We start from the raw sequence: 23,945 nt of genomic DNA on the forward strand, positions 1-23,945 counted from the left end.
TGAGTGCATCGCAACACAGTTTTGGAACCACGATGCATTTCGCACGTTTCCCCTTCGGCCGCGACCGCGGCCCCCATTCCTGCTTCGGCGCCGGCCACGGCGGCCACCCGATGCACGCCGCCGGGCGCCGCGGCGGCGGCTTCGGCCCGGGCTTCGGCGGCCCGGGTGGTTTCGGTGACTTCGGCGGCGGTGGCCGCCGCGGCCCTGACGGCGAAGGCCGCCGCGAGCGCATGCTCGAGGGCGGCGACCTGCGCCTGCTGGCCCTGCACGTGCTGCGCCAGCGCCCCAGCCACGGCTACGAGGTGATCAAGGCCATCGAGGACCTGGCCGGCGGCCAGTACAGCCCCAGCCCGGGCACCGTCTACCCGACGCTGGCGATGCTGGAAGACCTGGGCCAGGCCGAACTCGCCGACACCAGCGGCAGCCGCAAGCAGTACCGCATCACGGCCGCCGGCGAGGAGGCGCTGGCCGCCCAGCAGGAGGTGCTGGATCGTGTGCTGGCGCGTCTGCAGCACCTGGGCGGCAGCGCCGACGCGCGCCGCTCGCCGGCGATCCACCGCGCGATGCACAACCTGAAGATGGCGCTGCACCTGCGCTTCGCCGGCGAGCCGCCGTCCGACGAGGTGCTGCGCCGCATCGCCGAGGCCATCGACCGCGCCGCGGTCGAGATCGAACGCAGCTGACTCACCACTCGAAGCGGTAGCCGACGCCGTAGACCGAACGGATCGGATCGTCCCCGGGGCGGACCCGTTCGAGCTTGCGGCGCAGGTTCTTCACGTGGCTGTCGATCGCGCGGTCGCTCAGCGCGCGCTGGTCGTCGTGCAGGCGGTCGAGCAGCTGGTCGCGCGAGAACACGCGCCCCGGCTGCTCGGCCAGCGCCTGCAGCAGGCGGAACTCCAGCGGCGTCAGGTCCAGCAGCTCGCCGTGCAGCCGCGCCTCGTAGCGCCCGGCGTCGATCTGCAGCCCGGGCGCTGCGTCGACGGCGGCCGGCCGGTTCCAGGGCCGGCGCAGGATGGCCTTGACACGGGCGACCACCTCGCGCGGGCTGAAGGGCTTGCAGACGTAGTCGTCGGCACCGGCCTCCAGGCCGACGAGGCGGTCGAGCTCCTCGACACGTGCCGTCAGCATCAGCACCGGCACCTCGCAGAACGTGCGCAGCTCGCGGCAGATCGACAGGCCGTCCCGCCCGGGCAGCATCAGGTCCAGCACGATCAGGTCGGGCAGGCGCTCGCGCACCGCAGGCAGCACCGCCAGGCCGTCGTCGATCCAGCGTGTCTCGAAGCCGGCGGCGGCCAGGTAGTCGGCCACCAGCCGGCCCAGCGAAGGCTCGTCCTCGACGACGAGCACGTAGCGGGTGTCGGCGCTCACTGGGGCCCCCTTCGGCCTGCGGCCGGTCCCGCCGAGCGGGAATGAGCCCCGGACAAGTCCTGAGGACTCATGCCCCCTCCCCTTCGCCGCGGCGCCGCAGCCGCGGCAGCACCAGGCGGATCCACAGCCCGCCCAGCGGCGAGGGCCGGGCTTCGAGCCGGCCGCCGTGGGCCTCGGCGATGCTGCGTGCGATCGCCAGCCCCAGGCCGCTGCCGCCCCTGCCGCGCGAGCGCGAGGCCTCGACGCGGAAGAAGCGCTCGAAGAGCCGCGGCAGCAGCTCGTCGGGCACGCCGGGCGCGGAGTCCTGCAGGTCGAGCACCGCGTCGCCGCCGTCGGCGGCCAGCGTCACGCGCAGCGTGCCGCCGGCGTCGGTGTAGCGCAGGCTGTTGGCCAGCAGGTTGAGCAGCAGCTGGCGCAGCCGGCGCTCGTCGCCCGAGACGGCGAGCGGCCCGGCCGGCAGGCCGGCCTCGAGCGCGAGGCCGCGCTCGGCGGCCTCGGCCTGCAGCGACGCGAGCTCGCCGCGCAGCAGAGGCACGAGGTCCAGGTCTTCCTTGCGGTAGGCCAGCGCGCCGACGTCGGCCAGCGCCAGCTCGTGCAGGTCGCCGACGAGCTGGGCCAGCGTCGCCACCTCCTGCTGCAGCCGGCGCAGCAGCTCGGGCGTGGGCTGGTGCACGCCGTCCTCCAGCGCCTCGAGCTCGCCACGCAGCACCGCCAGCGGCGTGCGCAGCTCGTGCGAGACATCGGCCATGAAATCGCGCCGCATGCGCTCGTTGCGCTCCAGGGTCAGCGCGAGCTGGTTGAAGTCCTGCGCGAGCTGGGCCACCTCGTCGCGGCCGCGCACCGGCACGCGCGTGTCGTAGCCGCCGGCGGCCAGCCGGTGCGTGGCGCCGGCCACGGCGCGCACCGGCGCCAGCAGCGCACGCGCCACCCACCAGGCGATCGCCGCCGACAGCAGCACCGCCACGGCCACCGCCGCGGCGCTGGCCAGCAGCTGGCGGTCCAGAAAACCGACCGCCGCGGCGTCGGTGACGGTCTGGATCGGCGCCATCGCCAGCCAGCCGACGCTGCGGCCGTCGACGACGATCTCGCGCTGCTCGGAGCTGGCCATGATGAACGGGAAGCCGGTGACACGCTGCCGCTGGCTGTCCAGCAGCGACAGCCGCCGCCCGGCGCCCAGCAGGTCCGAGGCGATGAGATCGGCCATCGGCCCCTTGGGCGGCGAGCTCGGCGGCGAGTCGGGCGGCTCGGGCGGATCCGGCGGATGCGCCGGCCCGACGCCGACCAGGCCGAACCAGACATCCGGGCGGCGGCGCAGGAAGTCCCAGCTGCCGTGTTCGCCGTAGGCGGCGACCAGGCGCGGCAGCACGAGCTCCATGCGCTGCACGGCCTGCTCGTTCAGATAGCCGATGAAGCCGCGCTGGAAGCTCCATTGCGCGGCGACGCTGACGGCCACGGCGACCAGCGTCGCCGTGGCGAGCACGGCCAGGAAGAGCTTGCCGGTGATGCCGGGGCGTTTGAGGCGGGCGAGCGTGGACACGGTCGGAATTGGCGCACGGGCGGCCCGGCGCACGCAAGCAGCAGCGGCGAGGCCGGGGCGGACTTCAACTTTCCTCCACATTCGCCGAAGACGATCGAGACCAGCAGAACCCCGAGCAGGACTCCCCGATGGCCGCCATCGTCTCCCGCGCCGCACGGCGCACGCCCCATGCCTTCACCCTCGCCGCCCTGGCGCTCGCGGCCGCGCTGGCCGGCTGCGGCGGCCAGGACGGCGCCGCGGGGCCCGGCCAGGGCCGGCCGACGGTCGTCGGCACCTTCACCGTGCAGACCGAGACCGTGTCGCTGTCCAGCGAGCTGCCCGGCCGCACGACCGCGCTGCAGAGCGCCGAGATCCGGCCGCAGGTCGGCGGCATCGTCCAGGCGCGGCGCTTCAGCGAAGGCGGCAGCGTCAAGGCCGGCCAGGTGCTCTACGAGATCGACGCCGCCAGCTACCGCGCCACGGTGGCCAGCGCCGAGGCGGCGGTGGCCAAGGCCGAGGCGACGGTGGAGACCGACCGCCTGACCGCCGAGCGCCAGGCCGCGCTGGCGAAGATCGACGCCGTCAGCCGTCAGGACCTGCAGGACGCGCAGGCCGCGCTCAAGCAGGCCGAGGCCGACCTGGCCTCGGCCCGCGCGACGCTGCAGACGGCGCGCATCGACCTGGAGCGCACCCGCGTCACCAGCCCGATCAGCGGCCGCGCCGACGTCTCCACGGTCACCGTCGGGGCGCTCGTCACCGCCAACCAGACGACGGCGCTGACCACGGTGCGCCAGACCGACCCGATGCAGGTCGACGTCACGCAATCCAGCGCCGAGATGCTGCAGTTGAAGCGCGACATCGCGGCCGGCCGCGTCCAGCAGCTGCCCGGCGGCGACGCCGCGGTCTCGCTGCGGCTGGAGGACGGCAGCAGCTACCCGCTGGCCGGGCGGCTGAGCGTGACCGGTGCCTCGGTGGACACCGGCACCGGCACGGTGACGCTGCGCGCGACCTTCCCCAACCCGCAGGGCCTGCTGCTGCCGGGCATGTACGTGCGCGCGCTGCTGCCCACGGTGGCGGTGGCCGACGCGATGCTGGTGCCGCAGCAGGCCGTCTCGCGCGAGACCGACGGCTCGGCCAGCGTGCTCGTCGTCGGGGCCGGCGACAAGCTCGAGCGGCGCACGATCGCCGCCGAGCGCACGATCGGCAGCCGCTGGCTCGTGACCTCGGGGCTCAAGGCCGGCGAGCGTGTCGTCGTCGAGGGGCTGCAGAAGGTCAGGCCGGGCGACGTCGTGCAGCCGCAGGCGGTGGGCGCCGCGGCGTCGGCCGCGTCGGCACCGGCTTCGGCCGCGTCGCGCTGAAGGGGGCCGCACGATGCCGCGCTTCTTCATCGACCGCCCCATCTTCGCGTGGGTGCTGGCCATCGTCGTCATGCTCGCCGGCGCGCTGTCGATCAGCACGCTGGCGCTGGAACAGTACCCCGACATCGCGCCGCCGCGCGTGAGCGTCAACGCCACCTACCCCGGCGCCTCGGCCAAGACGCTGGAGGACTCGGTGACCCAGGTCATCGAGCAGCAGATGACCGGCCTGGACGGCCTGCTGTCGATGTCCTCGACCAGCACCTCCTCGGGCAGCGCGCGCATCACGCTGAGCTTCGTCTCGGGCACCGACCCCGACGTCGCCCAGATGCAGGTGCAGAACAAGCTGCAGCAGGCGATGACGCAGCTGCCGCAGGCGGTGCAGGACCAGGGCGTGACGGTCACCAAGGCCGGCACCGACTTCCTGCTCATCGTCGCCCTGTACTCGGCCAACGGCAGCGCCAGCGCGATCGAGATCGGCGACTACATCAAGTCCAGCCTGGTCGACACGATCAGCCGCATCGACGGCGTCGGCGAGGTGCAGACGCTGGGCACCGGCCACGCGATGCGCGTCTGGCTGAACCCGGACAAGCTGGCCAGCTACGGCCTGATGCCCTCGGACGTGACGAGCGCGATCACGGCCCAGAACGCCCAGGTCTCGGCCGGCCAGGTCGGTGGCCTGCCGGCAGCACCCGGCCAGCAGCTCAACGTGACGATCACCGCGCGCAGCAAGCTGCAGACGGCCGAGCAGTTCGAGGCCATCGTCGTCAAGTCGGCGACGAGCGGCGCCAGCGTGCGCCTGGCCGACGTCGCGCGCGTCGAGCTCGGCGGCGAGAGCTACACGATCCGCACGCGCTACAAGGGCCAGGCCTCGGCGGCGATCGGCGTGCGCCTGGCCTCGGGCGCCAACGCCATCGCCACGGCCAACGCCGTCAAGGCCAGGCTCGCCGAGCTGCAGCCGGGCTTCCCGTACCAGCTGCAGACGGCGATGACCTACGACACGACGCCGTTCGTGAAGATCTCGATCGAGGAGGTCGTCAAGACGCTGGTCGAGGCCGTGGTGCTGGTCGTGCTGATCATGTACCTGTTCCTGCAGAGCTGGCGCGCGACGCTGGTGCCGGCGGTGACGGTGCCGGTGGTGCTGCTCGGCACCTTCGGCGTGCTGGCGGCCTTCGGCTATTCGATCAACAGCCTGACGATGTTCGGCATGGTGCTGGCGATCGGCCTGCTGGTCGACGACGCCATCGTCGTCGTCGAGAACGTCGAGCGCCTGATGGCCGAACGCGGGCTGTCGCCGCGCGAGGCGACGCGCGAGTCGATGAAGGAGATCACCGGCGCGCTGATCGGCATCGCGCTGGTGCTGGCGGCGGTGTTCATCCCGATGGCCTTCTTCGGCGGCTCCACCGGCGTCATCTACCGCCAGTTCTCGATCACCGTCGTCTCGGCGATGCTGCTGTCGGTGCTGGTGGCGATGACGCTGTCGCCGGCGCTGTGCGCCTCGGTGCTCAAGCCGCTGCCGCCGGGCGAGCACCACGCGGTGCACAAGGGCCTGCTGGGCCGCTTCTTCGGCGCCTTCAACCGCGGCTTCGACCGCGGCAGCGCCGGCATGCAGCGCGCCGGCGGCACGCTGCTGCGGCGCAGCGGCCGGGTGATGCTGGTCTACGCCCTGCTGCTGGCGGCGATGGCCGTGCTCTACGCGCGGCTGCCGACCTCCTTCCTGCCCGACGAGGACCAGGGCGTGCTGATGGCCGAGATCCGGCTGCCCACCGGCGCCACCGACGAACGCCTGGCCGCATCGCTGAACCAGATGGAGAACTGGCTGTCGCAGCAGGCCGACGTCGACGGCTACACGCTGATCTCGGGCATCGGCGGCGACCAGGCCACCGGCAACGCCTTCATCCGGCTCAAGGACTGGAGCGAGCGCCGCGGCAGCGGCCAGAGTGCCGCCGAGTTCGCGCGCCGCGCCAACCGGGAGCTGGCGGCGCTGCGCGACGCACGCGTCTTCGTGATGCAGCCGCCGACGGTGCGCGGCCTCGGCTCCTCGGGCGGCTTCACCGTCGAGCTGCAGGACCGCGGCGGCCTCGGCCACGAGGGCCTGAAGGCGGCGCGCGACGAGTTCCTCAAGCTCGCGCGCCAGACCCCCCAGCTGGCGCAGGTGCGCGCCAACGGCCTGGACGACGCGCCGCAGTTCAGCATCGAGATCGACGACCGCAAGGCCGGCGCGCTGGGCCTGTCCACCAGCGACATCAACAACACGCTGTCGGTGGCGCTGGGCGGCAGCTACGTCAACGACTTCATCGACAAGGGCCGGGTGAAGAAGGTCTACGCCCAGGGCGACGCGCCTTACCGCATGGCGCCCGACGCGATCCTGCAGTGGCGGGTGCGCAACGACGCCGGCCAGATGGTGCCGTTCTCGGCCTTCGCCAGCACGAAGTGGAGCTACGGCTCGCCCAAGCTGGAGCGCTACAACGGCATGGGCGCCTTCGAGATCGTCGGCGAGGCCGCGGCAGGCGTCAGCTCGGGCGACGCGATGAAGGCCGTCGAGCAGATCGTCGCCCAGCTGCCCGCCGGCGTGGGCATCGAGTGGGCCGGCCAGTCCTATCAGGAGCGGCTGTCGGGCGCGCAGGCGCCGGCGCTGTACGCGCTGTCGGTGCTCTTCGTCTTCCTGTGCATGGCGGCGCTGTACGAGAGCTGGTCGGTGCCGTTCTCGGTGCTGCTGGTGGTGCCGCTGGGCGTCATCGGCGCGCTGGCGCTGACGACGCTGGCCGGGCTGCACAACGACGTCTACTTCCAGGTTGGCCTGCTGACCACCGTCGGCCTGTCGGCGAAGAACGCGATCCTGATCGTCGAGTTCGCCAAGCAGCGCCAGGAACAGGGCGTGGCGCTGGTCGAGGCGACACTGGAGGCGCTGCGGCTGCGGCTGCGGCCGATCCTGATGACCTCGCTGGCCTTCATGTTCGGCGTGCTGCCGCTGGCCATCGCCAGCGGCGCCGGCGCCGCCAGCCGGCGCGCCATCGGCACCGGCGTGCTCGGCGGCATGGCCACGGCCACCGTGCTGGGCCTGTTCTTCGTGCCGGTGTTCTACGTGCTGGTGCGCGGCTTCTTCGACCGGCGCCGCGGCGCCGCCCCGACCCCGGAGCTGCGGGCATGAACACGAGCATCCGATTCGCCGCACGCGGCCTCACGCTGGTGGCGCTGGCCGCGCTGACGGCCTGCGCCAGCCTGGCGCCCGAGTACACCCGCCCGGCCGCGCCGGTGCCCGAGGCCTGGCCCTCGGCCTCGGCCGCCGTGGCCGCCGGCGCCGCGGCGCTGCCCGACGGCCGCGCCTTCGTCGCCGACGCACGCCTGCGGCGCACGATCGAACTCGCGCTGGACAACAGCCGCAGCCTGCGCCTGGCGCTGCTGGCCATCGAGCAGGCGCGCGCCAGCTACCGCATCCAGGCCGCCGACCAGCTGCCGACGCTGAGCGCCACCGGCGCGCAGAGCGCCTCGCGCACGCCGGCCGAGGCCAGCAGCAGCGGGCAGGTCCTGCACACGCGCACCTACAGCGCCAACATCGGCGTCTCGGCCTTCGAGCTGGACCTGTTCGGCCGCGTGCGCAACCTGTCGGAGTCGGCGCTGGAGAGCTACCTGGCGACCGAGGAGGCGGCGCGCAGCACGCGCATCGCGCTCGTCGCCGAGGTCGCCACGGCCTGGCTGACGCTGCAGGCCGACCAGGCGCAGCTGGCGCTGGCGCGCAGCACGCTGGACAGCCAGCGCAGGACCTACGAGCTCACGCGCCAGCGCCACGCGCTGGGCTCCGACTCGGCGCTGACGCTGGCCCAGGCGCAGACCTCGGTGGAAGCCGCACGCCGCGACGCCGCCGCCTACGAGGCCACCGTCGCCCAGGACCTGAACGCGCTGCGCCTGCTGGTCGGCGCCGACCTGCCGGCCGACGCCCTGCCGCCGGCGGCCGACCCGGGCGCCGAGGCCACGGCGCTGGTAGCGCTGCCCGCCGGGCTGCCGTCGGCGCTGCTGCAGCGCCGGCCCGACGTCATCGCCGCCGAGCACAGCCTGAAGGCGGCCAACGCCGACCTCGGTGCGGCACGCGCGGCGATGTTCCCGACGATCCAGCTCACCGCCAGCAGCGGCACGGCCAGCCGCAGCCTGTCGGACCTGTTCAAGGGCGGCGCCTGGTCCTTCGCGCCGTCGGTGAGCCTGCCGATCTTCGACGGCGGCGCCACGCGCGCCGGCGTCGCCCAGGCCGAGGCCGCGCGCTCGATCCAGGTCGCGACCTACGAGCAGACGGTGCAGACGGCGTTCCGCGAGGTCGCCGACGCGCTGGCGGTGCGCGCCACGATCGCCGAGCGCCTGGACGCCCAGGCGGCGCTGGTCGACGCCAGCGAACGCGCCTGGCGCCTGGCCGACGCACGCTGGAAGGCCGGCGCGGCCAGCTACCTGGACGCGCTGGACGCCCAGCGCACGCTGTACGCGGCGCAGCAGACGCTGCTCACGCTGCGTCTGGCCGAGCAGAGCAACCGCGTGCGGCTGTTCGAGGTGCTGGGCGGCGAGTGGGGCGCCGCCAGCGCGACAGCGGCGTCCTGACCCCCCGCTCGGTCGCCGCCGGCGACGGCCGGCGACCGCGGGCGACCTTTCGCGCCAGCGAACCGGCGCGCCGACCAGGCCGCGGCTAGAGTCGCGGCCGACTCGACGCCCGCCATGACCACCCCACCCCCGCCCGCCGACAACCCGCCCCCGCCCCGCGCCGAAGCCGCGCACCAGACGCTGCGGCTGGTCGGCCAGACCGCGGCGCTGTGCGTGCTGGTGGCCGCGGTGCTGACGCTGCTGCAGCCCGCCGGCGCCAGCTTCTGGCGCACGCTGTGGTTCTCGCAATGGATCGGCTTCTGGTCGGTGGTCACGGTGCAGCTCCTGCGCCAGCTGCCGGGGCTGCGCCGCTGGCCGCGGCGCGTGTCGCTGCCGCTGCGCCTGGCGCTCGGCCTGCCGGCGGGCTACGCACTCGGGTTCGCCTGCGCCTACGCGCTGCTCGGCGAGCCGGTTCGCATCGCCGGGCTCTACGACGGCCAGCTCGCGGCCGTCGTCGCCAGCCTGTCGGCGACCGGTTTCGTGCTCTACCTCGTCTGGCTGCGCAACCGCCTGGCCGAAGAAGCCGCGGCGCGGCTGCTTGCGCAGAAGCTGGCCGTCGAAGCCGAGCTGCGCCTGCTGCGCGCCCAGCTCGACCCGCACATGCTGTTCAACACGCTGGCCAACCTGCGCTCGCTGGTCGACGAGGACCCGCGCGAGGCGCAGCAGATGATCGACCGGCTGATCACCTTCCTGCGTGCGACGCTGGCCGGTTCGCGCGCCGAGACCAGCACGCTGCAGGCCGAGTTCGAGCAGCTGCAGGCCTACCTGGAGATCATGGCGCTGCGCCTGGGCCGGCGCCTGCGCTACCGCCTGGATCTGCCGGCCGAGCTGCAGCAGGCGGCCGTGCCGCCGATGCTGCTGCAGCCGCTGGTCGAGAACGCGCTGAAACACGGCGTCGAGCCCAAGGTCGGCGGCGCCACCGTGACCGTCAGCGCCGAACGCGACGCCGACGGCCTGCTGCTGGTCGTCGCCGACACCGGCGTCGGCCTGCCCGACGAACCCGCCGCCGGCAGCGGCAGCCGCTACGGCCTGGCGCACGTGCGCGGCCGGCTGCAGGCGCTGTACGGCCCCGCCGCCAGCCTGCGGCTGCAGGGACAGGAGCCTTGCGGCACCCGGGCCATCGTGAGGATTCCCGCATGACGACGAACGACACCCCGCTGGCGCTGATCGCCGAAGACGAAGCCCTGCTGGCGCGCAGCCTGAAGCGCCAGCTCGCCGAGGCCTGGCCCGGGCTGCGGCTGGCCGAGGTCGCCGAAGACGGCCTCGCCGCCACCGAGCAGGCGCTGGCGCTGCTGCCCGACCTGCTGTTCCTGGACATCCGCATGCCCGGGCGCACCGGGCTGGAGGTCGCTGAAGCCGTCAACGACGACTGGCCCGAGGACAGGCCGCTGCCGCTGCTGGTCTTCGTCACCGCCTTCGACGAGTTCGCCGTCGCCGCCTTCGAACGCGCCGCGGTCGACTACGTGTTGAAGCCGGTGACGCCCGAGCGCCTGCGCGTCACCGTCGCGCGGCTGCAGCAGCGCCTGGCGGCCCGGGCGCCGCAGGTCCACGCCGGCGACGCCGCCGAGCAGGTGCGCACGGTGCAGGCGCTGCAGGCTCCCGCGCCCGCCGGCCAGGAACGCATCAAGGTCATCCGCGCCGGCGTCGGCAACACGGTGCGCATGATCCCGGTGGCCGACGTGGTGTGCCTGGAGGCGACCGACAAGTACGTCAACGTCGTCACGGCCAACGGCGAGGCGCTGGTGCGCATGAGCCTGCGCGAGCTGGCGGCGCGGCTGGAAGGCGAGGACTTCATGCAGGTGCACCGCGCGGTCTACGTCGCCACGCGCCGCATCCGCAGCGCCACGCGCGACGAACTCGGGCACTACAGCCTGGCGGTCGACGGCCTGGCGCGGCCGCTGAAGGTCAGCCGCGCCTTCGCCCACCTGTTCAAGCCGATGTAGCCGCCGTTCGGGGGCCCTGGCCGACGCTTCGGTCACGGCGGCCGGCGCTTCGTCGCCGCGCGGTCGTGGCGGCGGGGCCCGGCCGGCACAGTGGGCGCGTCGCACCCGCCACCGAAAGGCCCGCCATGTTCCTCGACATCCTGCTTCACACCCCGCGCTGGGTCTTCGTCGTGCTCGCCGTGCTCGTCGTGATGGGCGTGCAGGCCTCGCGGCCGCAAAGCGCCAGCCTGCGGCGCTGCGTCGGCCTGCCGCTGGCGCTGGCTGCGGCGTCGCTGCTGGGCACGACCAGCGCCTTCGGCACCCAGCCGGCGGCGCTGCTGGCCTGGGCGCTGGCGCTGGCCGCCGGGCTGACGGCGATGCAGCGCGGCACCGACACCACCGGCGTGCGCTACGCGCCGGACACCGGCCGGTTCGCGCTGCCCGGCAGCTGGCTGCCGCTGGCGCTGATGATGGCGATCTTCGCCGTCAAGTTCGGCGCCGGTGTCGCGCTGGCCGTGCACCCGCAGGCCCGCGAGGCGGCGCCCTTCGTGCTCGGCATCAGCGCCGCCTACGGCCTGTTCAGCGGCCTGTTCCTCGGCCGCGCGATGGCGCTGTGGGCCGTCGCGCGCCGCGCGGCGCGGCCGGCGCTGGCGGTCTGAGCCGGGCTCAGCCCCACTTCATCTCGCCCTTGGCGACCTTGGCGCCGATCTCCAGCGCCGGCGCCAGGCCGGCGTCGGGGTAGCGGCGCTTCATCGCCGCGATCAGCGCGGCGCTGTCGGCGGCCCGGGCCAGTTCCTCCTCGAACGCGACGAGGTAGTCGCGCGTGTGGCGCAGCGCCGAGGCGTCCAGCGCGCCGCCGGCCGCCAGGTGGCCGGGCACGACGATGCGCGGCTGGCGCGCGGCGATCGTTTCCAGCGCCCGGACCCAGGCCGCACGCGCGGCCGGCGTCGGCGTGTCGGCGGTCCAGACGTGCAGGCCGGAGAAGACGAGCACGCCGCCGAACACCGCCTGCAGCTGCGGCACCCAGAGATAGCGCCGGTTCTCCAGGCCGTCGACCGGGACGATCTGCAGCGTGTGGCCTTCGAGCTGCAGTGCCTGGCCTTCGAAAGGCTGCGGGAAGACGATGTCCTCCAGGCGCTGCGGGCCGTTCTCCTTGAGCTGCGGGCCCCAGACGGCGAGCTTCTTCTCGACGTTGGCGCGGATCGCGGCGATGGTCTCCGGCGCGGCCAGCACCCGCGCGTCGGGGAACGCGGCCTTCACCGGGCCGAGGCCGAAGTAGTAGTCCGGGTCGCTCTGGCTGACGTAGACCGTGGTCAGCGTCTTGCCGCTGGCGCGGATCGCGTCGACCAGTGCGCGGCCGCCCGGCAGCGTGAAGCCGGCGTCGATCAGCACCGCCTCGCGTTCGCCGCTGACGAGCACCGGCGCACGGAAGAAGCCGTTCTGGTCCGACGGGAAGTGCTGCCAGCGCAGCCCGGCGGCGGCGGCGTGGGCCACGCCGGAGAGTGCGGCCGTGCCGGCCACGGCGGAGATCTGGATGAAGTCGCGGCGGGAGATCATGGGGGCGTCCTGGTGTCGGTGAATCGATGGCGTCATCGTAGGAAGCGTCGATCCGTAGAAAAATCCATTTCAAACCGACACTTCGTATGCCAATGACGAACAATGCTCGCGACGCCGGCCCGCTGGACCTCGCCAACCTCAAGCGTCTGGCCTACTTCGCCGCCGTCGTCGAGACCGGCAGCTTCACCGCCGCGGCCGAGCGGCTGGGCATCACCAAGGCCGTCGTCAGCCAGCAGGTGGCGCGGCTGGAGCGCGAGTTCCGAACCTCGCTGCTGACCCGCACGACGCGGCGGCTGGCGCTGACCGACGCCGGCCAGGCCTTCCACGAGCGCTGCGCGCGCATCCTGCGCGAGGCCGCCGTCGCTTTCGACGAGCTGGCCGGCGTCTCGGTGGAGCCCGCGGGCACGCTGCGGCTGACGGCGCCGTTCGACTACGGCCTGGCGTGCGTCGTGCCGGCGGTGGTCGAGTTCTCGCGCCGCTATCCGCAGTGCCGGGTGGAGCTGGCGCTGTCGGACCAGTCGCTGGACCTGCTGTCCAACGAGGTGGAACTCGCGGTGCGCGTCGGCTGGCTGCCCGACTCGCCGCTGCCGGCGCGGCGCATCGGCAGCTTCGAGCAGACGCTGGTGGCGACGCCCGCGCTGGCGCGCCGGCTGGACCCGGCGGCCGGCCCGCAGCAGCTGGCGCAGCTGCCCTTCGTCGCCAACGCGGCGCTGAAGGAGCCCCGGCACTGGGTCTTCGAGGCCGCCGACGGGCGCCGCCAGGCGGTCGAAGTCCAGCCGTCGATCTCGCTGGACGCCACGCTGGCGGTGCTGTCGGCCGTCAGCCTGGGCGCCGGCGTCTCGGTGCTGCCCGACTACACCGTCGCGCAGGCGCTGGCCGAGGGACGCCTGGTGGCGCTGCTGCCGGGCTGGACGCTGCCTGCGGGCGGCATCCACGCCGTCTATCCGGCCTCGCGCTTCCGGCCGGCCAAGGTGGCGCGCTTCGTCGACCTGCTGGCCGAGCTGCACGCCGGCCGCGCCTGATCCGGCAGCGGCTGTCCTGGCATTGCGGTGCCGTCGTGCTGGAGCTTCAGCTGCCCGTCGGCATCGCCGACCCGCGTCGCGAAGCACTACTTCTGCTCACGCTGCGGCATCTGCAGAGTGGGCGAAGGCAGCGCGGCGCACTGAAGCGCGGGCGCTGAAGGTCACGGCGCAGCCGGAGGAACTCGACCGTGGCTCTGGAGCGCCGCCAGCAGCGGCGACAGTGCGGCGACCAGCGGCGCTGCCGACACCGGCTGTCCTTCGGGGTGCCAGGCGCACTGGAACTCGGCGACCTCCAGCCCGACCACCTCGCTGCGGGCGAGCCGCCGCGCGCACTGCTGCAGGTCGGCCAGCGACAGACCGCCGTCGTGCACGTAGTCCGTGGGCACGATGCCCGGAGCCAGCACGTCACAGTCCAGATGCACGTACACCGGGCGTCCGTCCAGCGCGGCCAGCAGCTCGTCGGCAGCGGTCGGCCCCGGCGGGATGCAGCGGATCGACCGCCGCCGGATCAGCTCGGTTTCGAAGGGGTCCAGGTCACGTTGCCCGACGAGGATCAGCTTGTCTGTCGCCAAGCCCGCACCGAGGCCGGAATCCCACAGGCCGAGCGGCGCCGCCAGCGCCAGGCCGCCGAGGTAGCCCGTCAAGCTGGAATGGGGGGTGTTGAGGTCGGCGTGGGCGTCGAACCAGACCACGCAGGCGTCGGGACGATGGCGGGCGATGACCGGCAAGGTGGCGATCGACGCCGCGCAGCGGCTGGTGGCGGCGGCCACCCTCGCACCCCTGGCGTAGAGGCGGTCGAAGGCGGCGCGGAGTTGTTCGAGCGCCGGGCGGGCGCGCTCGAGCTCGACGTCCCACCCGGCATTGAGGACGGGTTCAGGCGTGCCAACCGTGACGACCTCCAGACCGAGCCGGGCTGCCATGCCGGCGGCCACGGCCCGGGCACCGGGAATCGCGAGTTCGTTGTGGTCGCCGACACGACCTTGAAATGCCAGGACTTCGAGCACTCCGCACCGCCTCCGTCAAAACGGTCATGCTGCCCGGAGATGGCGCACACGGACATCCGCCCGAGGGTTGAAGCACCCGGGGCAGCCTGGGCTGCCGCCCCGACTCCGGGGATGGCGGGCCGGCTCACGCCGCCCACACGGCGCCCCGGGTGCCGGACAAGCCCGACGACGCCGAATGCGGCTGCTTCGGCCGGGTGATCGATCCGCAGGGCCACCAGCTGGCGTTGCGGGAGTCGCCGCAGGGGCCGTGAAGTGCTGCAGCCGGCCGCGGATCGGCTAACCTGCCTGCCGCCAGCGCATCCGGGAGAGCCCCCACCGCCATGAAGAGCGCCCTGTTCGTCGACTTCGACAACGTGTTTTCGCAGCTGCGCCAGCTGCAGCCCGACGCCGCCGAACGTTTCGCGCGGCATCCCTCCGAGTGGATCGGCTGGCTGACCAGCGCGCTGGCGCTGCCCGAGCCGCACGAGGACGGCGAGCGCCGCCGGCTGCTGGTGCGCCGCTGCTACCTGAACCCCAACTGGTACCAGGCCTACCGCCACGCCTTCCTGCGTGCCGGCTTCGAGATCGTCGACTGCCCGCCGGTGACCAGCCAGGGCAAGACCAGCACCGACATCCACATGGTGCTGGACATCGTCGACCTGCTGCAGCACGAGACCCGCTGCGACGAGTTCATCGTCTTCTCGGCCGACGCCGACTTCACGCCCGTGCTGCGCAAGCTGCGCCGCTACGACCGCCGCACCACGGTGCTGGCGATCGGGTTCCCGTCGGCGGCCTACCAGGCCTCGGCCGACCTGCTGATCGACGAACGCGTGTTCCTGCGCGACGCGCTGGCGCTGGCGCAGCCGGCGGCCGATGCCGTGGCCGACGCGGGCGAGGCGCGTGGTGGCGCCGCCGCGCCGCGGCCGGAGCCGGCGCGCGAGACGCCACGCCCGGCCACCGGCGACGAACTGGGCCTGATCGCCACACGCATCTGGGCCACGGTGGACGAATCGGCGCTGCCGGTGAGCGCCGGCATGCTGGCGTCGCGGCTGCGCCAGGAGCACCCGGAGATCATGGAGAACTGGAACGGCGGCGGCACGTTCAAGGCCTTCTTCCGGTCGCTGGGGCTGGCGCGGCTGCTGTGGGTGAGCGGCTCGGGCGGGCGCATCGTCGACCCGGCGCGCCACGAGGTCGAGGCCGCGGCGGTGGAGCAGGACCCGGAGTCGCCGTGGCACGGCCGCGGCGCCACCTTCGCCGTGGTGCGCGAGGTGTGTTCGCTGACCGGCGCGCCGATGCTGGCGCCGCAGGACCTGCAGCTCGTGATGCGCACGCTGTCGGAGGTGCTGGCCGAACGCGGCTTCGAGGCCGCGGCCACCGCGCACCAGGTGAGCCGGCGCTGCCAGGAGGCGGCCGGCATGCGCGTGCGCCATCGCGACGTCAGCTTCCTGGTGCGCGGCATGCAGCTCAACGGCCACGTCTTCGGCCAGGGCCAGGACAGCGTGCCGACGCTGGGCTCGCGGCTGGTGAACCAGGTGCAGTTCCTGTGCGAGCGCGAGCAGAAGGTGCTGGACGCGGACGAACTGGCGCAGATCCGGGCCTGGGTGGGGGTGCAGGCGGCCGAAGACGTGGACTGACCGGTGCCCTGCCGCAGCGGTACCAGATCCGGCCGCGATGAAGCGCCGCATCCCCACGCCGGTCGTCTTCCTGGCTGCCGTCGTCGTCTACGTGCTCGGCATCGAGCTGTCTTCCGGCGCGCTGCTCCTGCTGGGCGCGGCGCTGGAAGTCTGGTGCCTTGTGCGCGTCGGCAGACGCGGGGGAAGAAGGCGCTGAGCTCGCCCCGTCCACGCCCATATGCCGGCGCCTTGACGCACACCCGATGAACCCCACGCCGCCCTGGTTCGCCCCCCTCATCAGCCTGCTGGTCCTGTCGTCGACGGCGCGGGCCGGGGATGCCGACGCCCTGGCCGCCGCGCAGCCCGGCTTCGACTGCCAGCGCGCGCGCACCGCGGTCGAGCGGCTCGTCTGCAGCGACGCCGACCTGGCGCGGGCGGACGCGCGGATGTCGGCGGCCTACACCGCGCTGGCCCTGCGCTGGGACGAAGACCGCAGCCTGCGCCGCACGCAGCGCCGCTGGCTGCGCGAGCGCAACGCCTGCGGCGCCGACGCCGCGTGCGTGGCCGCGGCCTACGCGGCACACAACACCGTGCTGGAGCAAGCGCTGGCGAAGGTGCCCGACCTGGGCCCCTTCCCCTGGACGACGGCACCGGCGGGCAGCGCCTGGCGTATCGAGCGCATCGACGACACGCGGGTGCTGCGCATCACGATCCCGGCGGCCGCGCAGCGCCGCACGCTGCAGTGGGAGTTCTATCCCGACCCGGACGACCATCGGCACCTGTTCACCGGCGGGCCGTACACCGAGGTCTCGTGCCGCCCGCCCGACGCGCGCGAAGGCTACGCGCCGCGTTTCAGCTTCCACAAGCGCAGAGCCGGCCCGGCCATCGCCCCGATCACGCGGGGCGCACGAAGCGGCTACCGGCTGATGCGCATGACGCTGGGCGAGGACCTGCCGCTGGGGGAGGAGATCCGCTGCAGCTTCGTGTTCAGCGGCTGGGTGCTGGACAGGGGGAGTGAGTTGGTTCTGGTGCCGGTTGATGCGCCGGCCACGATGCCGAGGTGAGCGTCAGGCGGGTGCTGGTGGATGGCAGGTGTGCTTGCAGGTAGCTGGCCGTCGCGGAATCGGCGCGCGCGGTCGGGTGTCCGTTGTGCAGCGGGGGCGGTCGGTCACCGGCGTGCAGGCAGATGGCGGTGTCGGCCGCGTTCCGGTCGGTGAGCTGTCGTGCCCAGGGCGGCGTGAACGACCGGTAGCTGAGGTGTTGCTGACGTTGGCAGCAACGGATGCTCGGCAGGCGAGGCTTCGGTCAAACCACCGACCGCTGTCCCAGGCGCCGAACTTACGCACACGACCAGTTGCGGTCTTGGCCGATCGCGAAATCGAAGCCTGAGAGCTGCCGCTCAACGTGGAGGTATTCGCCTTGCGCGGCGTTTCGCGCAAGGTCCGTGTTGACCGCGAGGTCAGACGGCATTGCTGGACTTGCGTACGGCTTTGTGAGCAAGGTACAAGTAGACTAGGGCGCACGAAGACCGCGTGAGGCTCCCCGTCGAAATCTTCCAGGAGATCAACGAGGGGCCGAAGGAGAAGGACCTGCTCTTCGACTGGCTGCAGCAGGAGAGCGTGAAGGGCTCCATCGTCCTGCCCGACGAGACCGACGCCGACATCGGCCAAGCGGTCGTCGCGAGGGGATACGCCGACGACCTGACCGACGATGAGGTCGAGGAGAACGGGCACGCCCCCTTCCTGATCGCCCACGCCATAGCCAAGTCTGGCCGTTGCGTGGTCACGGTCGAGACCTCGAAGCCCAGCGCGAAGCGCCACAAGCGCAAGGTGCCGGACGTGTGCCGCACGATGGGTGCGGCGTGGTGTGATTCACTCACCTTCAACCTTGACCTCGGTTTCAGCACCGAATGGCGGAAGCGCTTGGGCGTTTGACCCGTCGCCTTGGTGAGGCACGCCGCGACACTCTGCGAGAATGAAGCGACGGTGCGCCGGGGAGAGAGCGGCGCGCGGCAACCAAACGGATGAGAGCCACGCCCGATGGACAGCCTCCCTGAAGGAAAGCGAAAGGCCGAACTCGGACTTTCGAACAACAAGGACATCGCCATCCAGTCGATCCTTGGCATCCGGATCAAATGCTTCCGATCGCTCAAGGAGCAGTCGCTGATCCTCGGTGAGCACGTCACGGTGCTTTCCGGACGAAACGGGACCATGAAGACGTCGCTGATGGGGCTGCTCGCTCATCCATTTTCGAGCGATGCGACGGACGCCTTCGGGACAGATCTCAAAACGCCGCTGCAGGAAGTCTTCAAGCTCTCGCCCGAGTTCGACACTGACGACTACCTCTACGACATGACGCTCCGAACCGGCTCGGGCGACGTCTTGGCCGAGCCCGTTTCGATCTATCGGGTCAAGGACAACACCAATCGCCACCGCATCGTGGTGTCAGGCTCTGAAAAGGGCGACGGAAATTTCGTCTATAACACCTCGTTCCTGAATCTCAAACGACTGTTCCCGCTGGTCGACACTAAGGCCGCTCCGACGACGGACCGAACCATCCGCCTATCCGCTTTGGAGGCTGCCGATCTCAAGGATTTCTACGAGCGGATTTTCCCGAGCTCGGACTACGAGGCCTTCGTCCCCGTCCACCAGAAGAAAGTTAAGAGCACCTTCGCGCTCGCAGGCGCCACTGCGCGCTATGACTGGCACTCGATCTCATCCGGGGAGGACAACCTCGGCGCGATCTTCAACCGCTTGATCGGATTCCAGCGCGTATTCGCTGCGGGGCAGACGACCGGCAACGGCATCCTATGCATCGACGAGTTCGAGAGCAGCCTGCATCCCGTGGCTCAGTTGAGGCTGTTCGACTATCTCTATCGCTGGAGCGCCAGATACAAGGTGCAGATCGTTATTTCGACGCACTCGCTGCACCTGATCCAGGACCTGTATCTCACGCATTCGGCGAACTTGGCAGCCGGACGCATCGTGATCAACTTCGTCAGCAAGTCCAGCGCGCGAGGCGGCAACTTCCCCATTCTTCAAAATCCCGACTACGAGCTCGCCTACAAGGAGCTCACGCTGTCGAGCCCCGCGAAGGTGGCCGCGGCGCGCAAGGTTAGGGTGTTCTGCGAAGACGAGCACGCGATCCACTTCGCCAAGCGGCTGGTCAGATCGCAAGATGTCTTGGCCGCCGTGGACTTCCACTCATCCATGGACCCGGAAGGCGGCAAGGTCGGCACGAGCTGGCCGGCATTGAGGAAGCTGTGCGTTGAATACCCGCTTCTGTTGGAAGGCTCGCTCGCACTGTTCGACGCCGACGTGGGGCAGTCCGAACTCGCGAAGGTCCCCAATCCTGATCTCTATCTGGTGCTTCCAGATCCGGACTCTTTCGCTATCGAGCGTCGCATGGTCGTCTTCATCATCGGACTCGACAACGGCGACGCTTTCTTCACCAAGTTCGGGCGGGAGCGGGATGCGTTTCTCGCGGACTTCAAGGCCGCCGACATCAAATCGCTGTCGAGGCCCGACGTCGCTAACCCCGAAAAGACGCCCATCGCGCGATGCAAGGCTTGGGCCGACTCCGACAAGGCGGCATTTAAGAAATACGTCACCTACTACTGTGAGCATTCCGGCCTGCGCGAAGCGTTCCGAGCGGCGTTCGTCGAGAAGATCAACAAGATCAATCGGCAGCATGGCTTGCCGACGATCGCGTAGCATAGCGCCGAGCCTCTCCGCGGACGCAGTCGACCGGCCTAAACCATGTATTCGAACAAGCTCTACACTCCACTGCGTTACCCTGGCGGCAAAGCCCGCTTCGCTCCGTTCATCGCCGAGACTATGAATGCGAGCGGCTTGCATGGCGGCCACTATTTGGAGCCCTACGCGGGGGGGGCCGGAGTCGCGCTGGAACTGCTTTTTCATGGGCACGCCAGCCACGTCCATATCAATGACCTCGATCCAGCCCTCAACGCGTTCTGGGTTTGCGCGATTCGCCATCCGGAAGAGCTGCTCCGGCTTCTGCGCGATACGCCGACTACGATCGACCAGTGGCTGCGATGGCGCGACGTCCTGCGCGAAGCCACGCCCGCGACCTTGGTAGAGCGGGGGTTCGCCACGCTGTTCATGAACAGGACGAACCGCTCCGGCATCCTGAAGGGTGGAGTGATCGGAGGGCTTGATCAGAGCGGGCCCTACAAGCTCGACGCTCGGCTGGATAAGGCTGCGCTATCCGCCCGCATCGAGCGCATCGCTCAGCGCGCCGACGACATCACTGTTCACTGCGAGGATGCGCATGCGTTGCTATCGCGCTGCCACGAGTTTCTTCCGAAGAAATCCCTCGTCTACCTCGACCCGCCCTACTACGTGAAGGGGCGGGGCCTGTATCGCAACTTCTACAAGCACGAGGACCATCTCGCCATCGCCAAGCTCTTGCAGTCAAGGCGCTTCAAGCGGCCTTGGGTCGTCTCCTACGACAACGCTGACGAGATCTGCGAGATGTATTCGATGAGCGAGGGCATGAGCTACTCACTGCACTACACGGCGCAGAAGCGTTATCTGGGCAGCGAAGTCATGTTTTTCAGTCGGGACTTGTCGATCGCCGAAGAGCTCATACCCAAGCCCAAAATGGCAGCTTGACTTGTTGAGCCGGTCGTGAGGCGGCGACCCATCGGCTCTAAATTGACTGAAATAGCTTGCGAAAACCTTGGGCGCATCGGTCTCCGTAACCGTCTTGGAGGATCAAGCCGACGCGGCTACAACCATGATCTACACCCAATGATTCAAGGCGGGTGGCGGCACTGTGCGCTGCCCGATAAATGCTTTGGGCGCTGATGAGCCATAGTTTTCGCCGCCACAGTTTGCGGTCGTTCGGGGACGACTTCTCCTGGCCAGGACTGTGAGTTCGGGGCGAAGCCCGACAACCGTCGCTCCGCTCGCCGAGCAACCCACCGCAATCTTCTGCCCGCCCCACTAAATCGAAGGTCGGCTGACTGGCGCGTCTGCTTGCGACTGGACTCGGCCAGTTGCTGTCTTTGGACGCAATGGGGCAAGCGACAGCAATATGCCCAAAGCCGAAGTTCAGCGAGATTCAGTACCAGACTGTTCTGCGTCACTCGCATACGGATGCGTGAGCGGCAGTAGTCCCTAGAACCGGTCATTGAGCGCCGCTGGCCCTGGCCGGCAGCTTCAGCCTCGGAGCCGGTAGCTCGACCGCGGCGTCAGCATTCCGCAGGCCTGAACGTCCGTTGTCGCCCGCCGCGATAGTTGCATCACGCTGCAAAGCGGATCGTTGTGGCGTTGTACTTCTATCAGGGCAGTGGCTGAGACCCACGCGCTGCATGGCGGCTTTGTCCTGTCGCTCGCTGAGGCCATGACGGTCGCCAGCAGTTAGGCCATAACGTTGCCGAATTGGGGGGAATCATCTGTGCTGCAGCGTCACAGCGATGGCATTCCTTCGCGTAGCCCACTACTGCTTCATCGGTTTCGCCAGTTTAAGGCAGTCGACCGACGCCAGTCAGCAGAGTACTGGAGATGCCGTGAGTATATGGAACGACGACGAGTTCGATCGATAGATGGCGCAATAGATCCAGTCGTTCTACGCTGAGCGAACGGTTATCTGGGATGAAGTAAATCTCGGGTCGCAACTTCTGAAGAATCTCGTCGTTAGACAAACTCATCTCTATGACAAAGTCGGCTGCACCGTGGCGGCAAACGCTCTCCACTCGAACTGGGAAGCTGTCGACAGGTTTTCCCGTGCCTTTCCTGGCAGTCACCAATTCGTCGACATCCACCCCAACCACGAGGGTAGTGCAGTAGCTCTTGCAGACGGAAAGATAGTGGGCATGCCCGAGATGAAAAAAATCAAAGACGCCCGAGGTATAGCCTATTGGCCGCAATTCTGCGAGACCGAGTCGGCTCCAGTCTGACAGCTTCAAGCGACTTCGCTCAGTGCAGCCCACGTCGCTGCCATCGCACTGAGCCTGTAGGTTCCAATGTAGACCTTGAAATTGCTCTTTTGCTTAAGAAGCTCTACCAACGGTCCAACCGTCTTTAAAGCAGTTTCATGCGGAGAAAGCCGCCCCGCGCCAGTTCCGAACAACGGTATAAAGACACTCCTAAGTTGCCGAGCCTCGCACTCTTCAAACACCTTCCTTAGGCAATCCCGCACTGCGGACTCGTTCACAAAGGTCAACCCGTCAACTTTCTCAAGCACCACTGCGTGGAAAATGCGTCTAATGCCGTAGCTAGCGGCGCCAAAAGAATCCTGTGATACCACGGTGCCGAGGCCAAATGGGCTTTGGCGTGACTGCGCGAATTTCCATCTATCTAAGCCATCACGAAGATTGTCTTTGAGGACATCGCCAGTTTCCGCCAAGCCTGCTGCCATGCGACGGACACGCCCAGACACTGTATTTCCGCTTATGCGACCGAGCTCCAGGTCCGTATCCTCAGAAGTCACGATCGCCTCCACATCGCCGTCTAGGTGGCGCACGTTCCCGCAGTAAAGATGAATTCTAGAGTGCCCGCATTCTAGCCCGCGCGTGACAATCTTTGCATCCCTGAGGGGCTCCGTCGGAGCCGCCAGCGATGCCCGGTGGGCCAGCAGTGCAAAGAACAGGCAAATGCCCACAAACACCCAGCCTATCTCAAAGTCTGTCAACGGCGACTCGAATGTAACGTGCGGCTTCAGCAGCGTTTCCAGCAATTGCTCCCACAACGGATGCAGCCACGCTATAGGGACAAATGTGAGGGAGAGAAGAGCCAATTTGGCGAAGACGGAGGGACGCGCGAACAGGCGCTTAATCAAAACTGGTATGAACCATCCCGCCACGCTGATGTATGCACCCATCCAAGATTCCTTTGTTTGCAATTACTCTGCCTGAACGGCAGCCGGTTTGTCAGTTGGGCCAATATGTGGCAACCGACCAATTAATTGAAGTGAGTGGTTTAGCAGCTGCAATCCGGGATGCTCCGATCCTGCGGCTTGTGTTGACACCCATCAGAAGATAGCCGCCGCGAATAGCGCCACCGGTTAGGCTCAGTCAAGGCGTGACATTGATCCAAACATTTCAGTTTGACGAGCGCTATAGAGTAGCCGCCTCTTGCCGTATTACCCTCTCGCCGCTACTGACCTTTCCCAATACCATATGCCGACGGGCGCACGGTCATGAGCAAGGCATCTGACAGCTAGAAACCGTTGCTTCGCCATGAGCGATTTGGTCTGGAGCGCAAGATCGAACATCGTTCATTGGTCGGAAGCGGTCAGCCTGCAGGCGCGCGCCGTTGGACCGCATTCGCTGCAAACGGAGTAGCTCTCCCCGCGCCTGTGGGAATCACCCCGCCAGCCCACTCAGCGCTCACCGCGGCTGATGTCGAGCTTTTGCTCTGCCGGAAGAATGCCATGCTGCTCCAGCATGTTGTAGACCGGCTCGACCGTCAGCACAGCCATGTAGCCGAGTTGCTCGGGCTCGCCGTTCTTGCACAGTGCCTGCGTGACGACTCCGAGCGCCGCTGTGCCGCCGTCCGCGTTGGCCTCGTCATAGGCCACAAGGGCCGGTCCCCCGCTGAAGCCGCCGCGCGCCGTAGATGACACGATGAAATGCGGGTGCGGCGCCGCGCGCAGATCGGCGAGCGCGTTGACCTCGCCAAGGCTGGCGACCAGAAGCGGCTTGTTCGTCAACTGCACCGGCGGGTAACCAAGAACGAGGGTCCGGTGCAGAACGAACTCATACTGGCCCATCCAGTCGTCGAGATGACCACCGAGCGGTATCCACCGCTTTGGGTTGGGCTCTGCAACGAAGCAGGCCAGGTCGATTGCGGGGTCGACGTGGTAGAGCGGACCATGCGTGACCGTAATACTGCCATGCGGCTTCTTTCCCCAGTGCTTCGGGTCTCCTGATTAGAAATGTTCGTCAGCCTGCCTGATCACCTTGCCAGTTCTCGGCGCGGCGCGAGCGACGTCGACTATGAGACGAGCGACGAGGCCCTT

20 protein-coding genes and 1 pseudogene are annotated in these 23,945 nt (G+C 69.5%); 14 read left to right on the forward strand and 7 right to left on the reverse strand.

The annotated features are described in order from the left end of the window. Positions 1–32: 32 nt before the first annotated feature. Positions 33–683, forward strand: a complete 651-nt coding sequence (locus tag EV684_RS16575; protein WP_132648390.1) for a PadR family transcriptional regulator — start codon at positions 33–35, stop codon at positions 681–683. 1 nt (position 684) lies between these two features. Here the strand turns inward: EV684_RS16575 and EV684_RS16580 are convergent, their stop codons facing one another. After that, on the reverse strand, positions 685–1,368 hold the full coding sequence (locus tag EV684_RS16580) for a response regulator (RefSeq protein ID WP_132648391.1): 684 nt from the start codon (positions 1,366–1,368) through the stop codon (positions 685–687). A gap of 67 nt (positions 1,369–1,435) precedes the next feature. Next, entirely contained in the window at positions 1,436–2,905 is a 1,470-nt protein-coding gene (locus EV684_RS16585) for an ATP-binding protein (RefSeq protein WP_132648392.1), read from the reverse strand. 128 nt (positions 2,906–3,033) lie between these two features. Between EV684_RS16585 and EV684_RS16590 the strand changes: the two genes are divergently transcribed. The 6 genes from EV684_RS16590 to EV684_RS16615 all read left to right on the forward strand — a co-directional run bounded on the left by EV684_RS16590 (position 3,034) and on the right by EV684_RS16615 (position 11,443). Then, positions 3,034–4,242, forward strand: coding sequence for an efflux RND transporter periplasmic adaptor subunit (locus EV684_RS16590; RefSeq protein WP_132648393.1), 1,209 nt, complete (start codon positions 3,034–3,036; stop codon positions 4,240–4,242). Between the two features lie 13 nt (positions 4,243–4,255). Then, entirely contained in the window at positions 4,256–7,390 is a 3,135-nt protein-coding gene (locus tag EV684_RS16595; protein ID WP_132648394.1) for an efflux RND transporter permease subunit, read from the forward strand. Next, positions 7,387–8,823, forward strand: coding sequence for an efflux transporter outer membrane subunit (locus EV684_RS16600; protein WP_132648395.1), 1,437 nt, complete (start codon positions 7,387–7,389; stop codon positions 8,821–8,823). The genes EV684_RS16595 and EV684_RS16600 overlap by 4 nt, the downstream gene beginning before the upstream one ends. 114 nt (positions 8,824–8,937) lie before the next feature. Beyond that, positions 8,938–10,002, forward strand: coding sequence for a sensor histidine kinase (locus EV684_RS16605; RefSeq protein ID WP_132648396.1), 1,065 nt, complete (start codon positions 8,938–8,940; stop codon positions 10,000–10,002). Beyond that, positions 9,999–10,805 carry a LytR/AlgR family response regulator transcription factor gene (locus EV684_RS16610; protein ID WP_132648397.1) on the forward strand — a complete coding sequence of 269 codons (807 nt, stop codon included), beginning with the start codon at positions 9,999–10,001 and terminating at the stop codon, positions 10,803–10,805. The genes EV684_RS16605 and EV684_RS16610 overlap by 4 nt, the downstream gene beginning before the upstream one ends. Positions 10,806–10,870: 65 nt before the next feature. After that, a complete protein-coding gene (locus EV684_RS16615) occupies positions 10,871–11,443 on the forward strand; it encodes a DUF6622 family protein (protein ID WP_310733567.1) in 573 nt (190 codons plus the stop codon). A gap of 7 nt (positions 11,444–11,450) precedes the next feature. Here the strand turns inward: EV684_RS16615 and EV684_RS16620 are convergent, their stop codons facing one another. Beyond that, complete coding sequence (locus EV684_RS16620; RefSeq protein ID WP_132648399.1) at positions 11,451–12,341, reverse strand: MBL fold metallo-hydrolase; 891 nt, start codon at positions 12,339–12,341, stop codon at positions 11,451–11,453. Positions 12,342–12,427: 86 nt separating this feature from the next. Here EV684_RS16620 and EV684_RS16625 point away from each other — a divergent pair, with 86 nt between their 5' ends. Then, the gene (locus tag EV684_RS16625) at positions 12,428–13,363 is read left to right on the forward strand and encodes a LysR family transcriptional regulator (protein WP_132648400.1); all 936 of its coding nucleotides are present in this window, start codon (positions 12,428–12,430) and stop codon (positions 13,361–13,363) included. 161 nt (positions 13,364–13,524) lie between these two features. Here the strand turns inward: EV684_RS16625 and EV684_RS16630 are convergent, their stop codons facing one another. Continuing rightward, a complete protein-coding gene (locus EV684_RS16630; RefSeq protein ID WP_243651191.1) occupies positions 13,525–14,367 on the reverse strand; it encodes an arginase family protein in 843 nt (280 codons plus the stop codon). A gap of 320 nt (positions 14,368–14,687) precedes the next feature. On the opposite strand from EV684_RS16630, the gene EV684_RS16635 reads away from it, so the two are divergent. The 6 genes and pseudogenes from EV684_RS16635 to EV684_RS16655 all read left to right on the forward strand — a co-directional run bounded on the left by EV684_RS16635 (position 14,688) and on the right by EV684_RS16655 (position 20,593). Next, on the forward strand, positions 14,688–15,980 hold the full coding sequence (locus EV684_RS16635; protein WP_132648401.1) for an NYN domain-containing protein: 1,293 nt from the start codon (positions 14,688–14,690) through the stop codon (positions 15,978–15,980). A 37-nt stretch (positions 15,981–16,017) separates the two neighbouring features. After that, positions 16,018–16,176 (forward strand): hypothetical protein, encoded by a 159-nt coding sequence (locus tag EV684_RS24055; protein WP_165908512.1) that lies wholly within the window; start codon positions 16,018–16,020, stop codon positions 16,174–16,176. Between the two features lie 46 nt (positions 16,177–16,222). Then, positions 16,223–17,023: a lysozyme inhibitor LprI family protein gene (locus EV684_RS16640; RefSeq protein ID WP_132648402.1), complete on the forward strand. Its 801-nt coding sequence runs from the start codon at positions 16,223–16,225 to the stop codon at positions 17,021–17,023. A gap of 465 nt (positions 17,024–17,488) precedes the next feature. Continuing rightward, positions 17,489–17,893: pseudogene (locus EV684_RS16645) on the forward strand (DUF4411 family protein); the annotation flags it as partial. A gap of 105 nt (positions 17,894–17,998) precedes the next feature. Beyond that, positions 17,999–19,672: an AAA family ATPase gene (locus EV684_RS16650; RefSeq protein ID WP_132648404.1), complete on the forward strand. Its 1,674-nt coding sequence runs from the start codon at positions 17,999–18,001 to the stop codon at positions 19,670–19,672. A 45-nt stretch (positions 19,673–19,717) separates the two neighbouring features. Further along, positions 19,718–20,593, forward strand: a complete 876-nt coding sequence (locus EV684_RS16655; protein ID WP_132648405.1) for a DNA adenine methylase — start codon at positions 19,718–19,720, stop codon at positions 20,591–20,593. 854 nt (positions 20,594–21,447) lie between these two features. Here the strand turns inward: EV684_RS16655 and EV684_RS16660 are convergent. From EV684_RS16660 to EV684_RS16670, 3 genes are all read right to left on the reverse strand, one after another. Continuing rightward, entirely contained in the window at positions 21,448–21,891 is a 444-nt protein-coding gene (locus tag EV684_RS16660; protein ID WP_165908513.1) for an adenylyltransferase/cytidyltransferase family protein, read from the reverse strand. Next, complete coding sequence (locus EV684_RS16665) at positions 21,888–22,805, reverse strand: macro domain-containing protein (protein ID WP_132648407.1); 918 nt, start codon at positions 22,803–22,805, stop codon at positions 21,888–21,890. Before EV684_RS16665 ends, EV684_RS16660 begins: the two co-directional genes overlap by 4 nt. A 501-nt stretch (positions 22,806–23,306) precedes the next feature. Continuing rightward, on the reverse strand, positions 23,307–23,696 hold the full coding sequence (locus tag EV684_RS16670; protein ID WP_132648408.1) for a hypothetical protein: 390 nt from the start codon (positions 23,694–23,696) through the stop codon (positions 23,307–23,309). Positions 23,697–23,945 lie beyond the last annotated feature (249 nt).

The organism is Rubrivivax gelatinosus, assembly GCF_004340905.1.
In the GTDB taxonomy this organism is placed as follows: domain Bacteria; phylum Pseudomonadota; class Gammaproteobacteria; order Burkholderiales; family Burkholderiaceae_C; genus Rubrivivax; species Rubrivivax gelatinosus.

Bases quoted from the DNA above. Each gene is read 5' to 3' on its own strand.
- EV684_RS16575 (WP_132648390.1), top strand. From the start codon at position 33: ATGCATTTCGCACGTTTCCCCTTCGGCCGCGACCGCGGCCCCCATTCC.
- EV684_RS16590 (WP_132648393.1), top strand. From the start codon at position 3,034: ATGGCCGCCATCGTCTCCCGCGCCGCACGGCGCACGCCCCATGCCTTC.
- EV684_RS16600 (WP_132648395.1), top strand. From the start codon at position 7,387: ATGAACACGAGCATCCGATTCGCCGCACGCGGCCTCACGCTGGTGGCG.
- EV684_RS16640 (WP_132648402.1), top strand. From the start codon at position 16,223: ATGAACCCCACGCCGCCCTGGTTCGCCCCCCTCATCAGCCTGCTGGTC.
- EV684_RS16655 (WP_132648405.1), top strand. From the start codon at position 19,718: ATGTATTCGAACAAGCTCTACACTCCACTGCGTTACCCTGGCGGCAAA.
- EV684_RS16625 (WP_132648400.1), top strand. From the start codon at position 12,428: ATGCCAATGACGAACAATGCTCGCGACGCCGGCCCGCTGGACCTCGCC.
- EV684_RS16665 (WP_132648407.1), bottom strand. From the start codon at position 22,805: ATGGGTGCATACATCAGCGTGGCGGGATGGTTCATACCAGTTTTGATT.
- EV684_RS16635 (WP_132648401.1), top strand. From the start codon at position 14,688: ATGAAGAGCGCCCTGTTCGTCGACTTCGACAACGTGTTTTCGCAGCTG.
- EV684_RS24055 (WP_165908512.1), top strand. From the start codon at position 16,018: ATGAAGCGCCGCATCCCCACGCCGGTCGTCTTCCTGGCTGCCGTCGTC.
- EV684_RS16620 (WP_132648399.1), bottom strand. From the start codon at position 12,341: ATGATCTCCCGCCGCGACTTCATCCAGATCTCCGCCGTGGCCGGCACG.
- EV684_RS16670 (WP_132648408.1), bottom strand. From the start codon at position 23,696: ATGGGCCAGTATGAGTTCGTTCTGCACCGGACCCTCGTTCTTGGTTAC.
- EV684_RS16650 (WP_132648404.1), top strand. From the start codon at position 17,999: ATGGACAGCCTCCCTGAAGGAAAGCGAAAGGCCGAACTCGGACTTTCG.
- EV684_RS16595 (WP_132648394.1), top strand. From the start codon at position 4,256: ATGCCGCGCTTCTTCATCGACCGCCCCATCTTCGCGTGGGTGCTGGCC.
- EV684_RS16605 (WP_132648396.1), top strand. From the start codon at position 8,938: ATGACCACCCCACCCCCGCCCGCCGACAACCCGCCCCCGCCCCGCGCC.
- EV684_RS16610 (WP_132648397.1), top strand. From the start codon at position 9,999: ATGACGACGAACGACACCCCGCTGGCGCTGATCGCCGAAGACGAAGCC.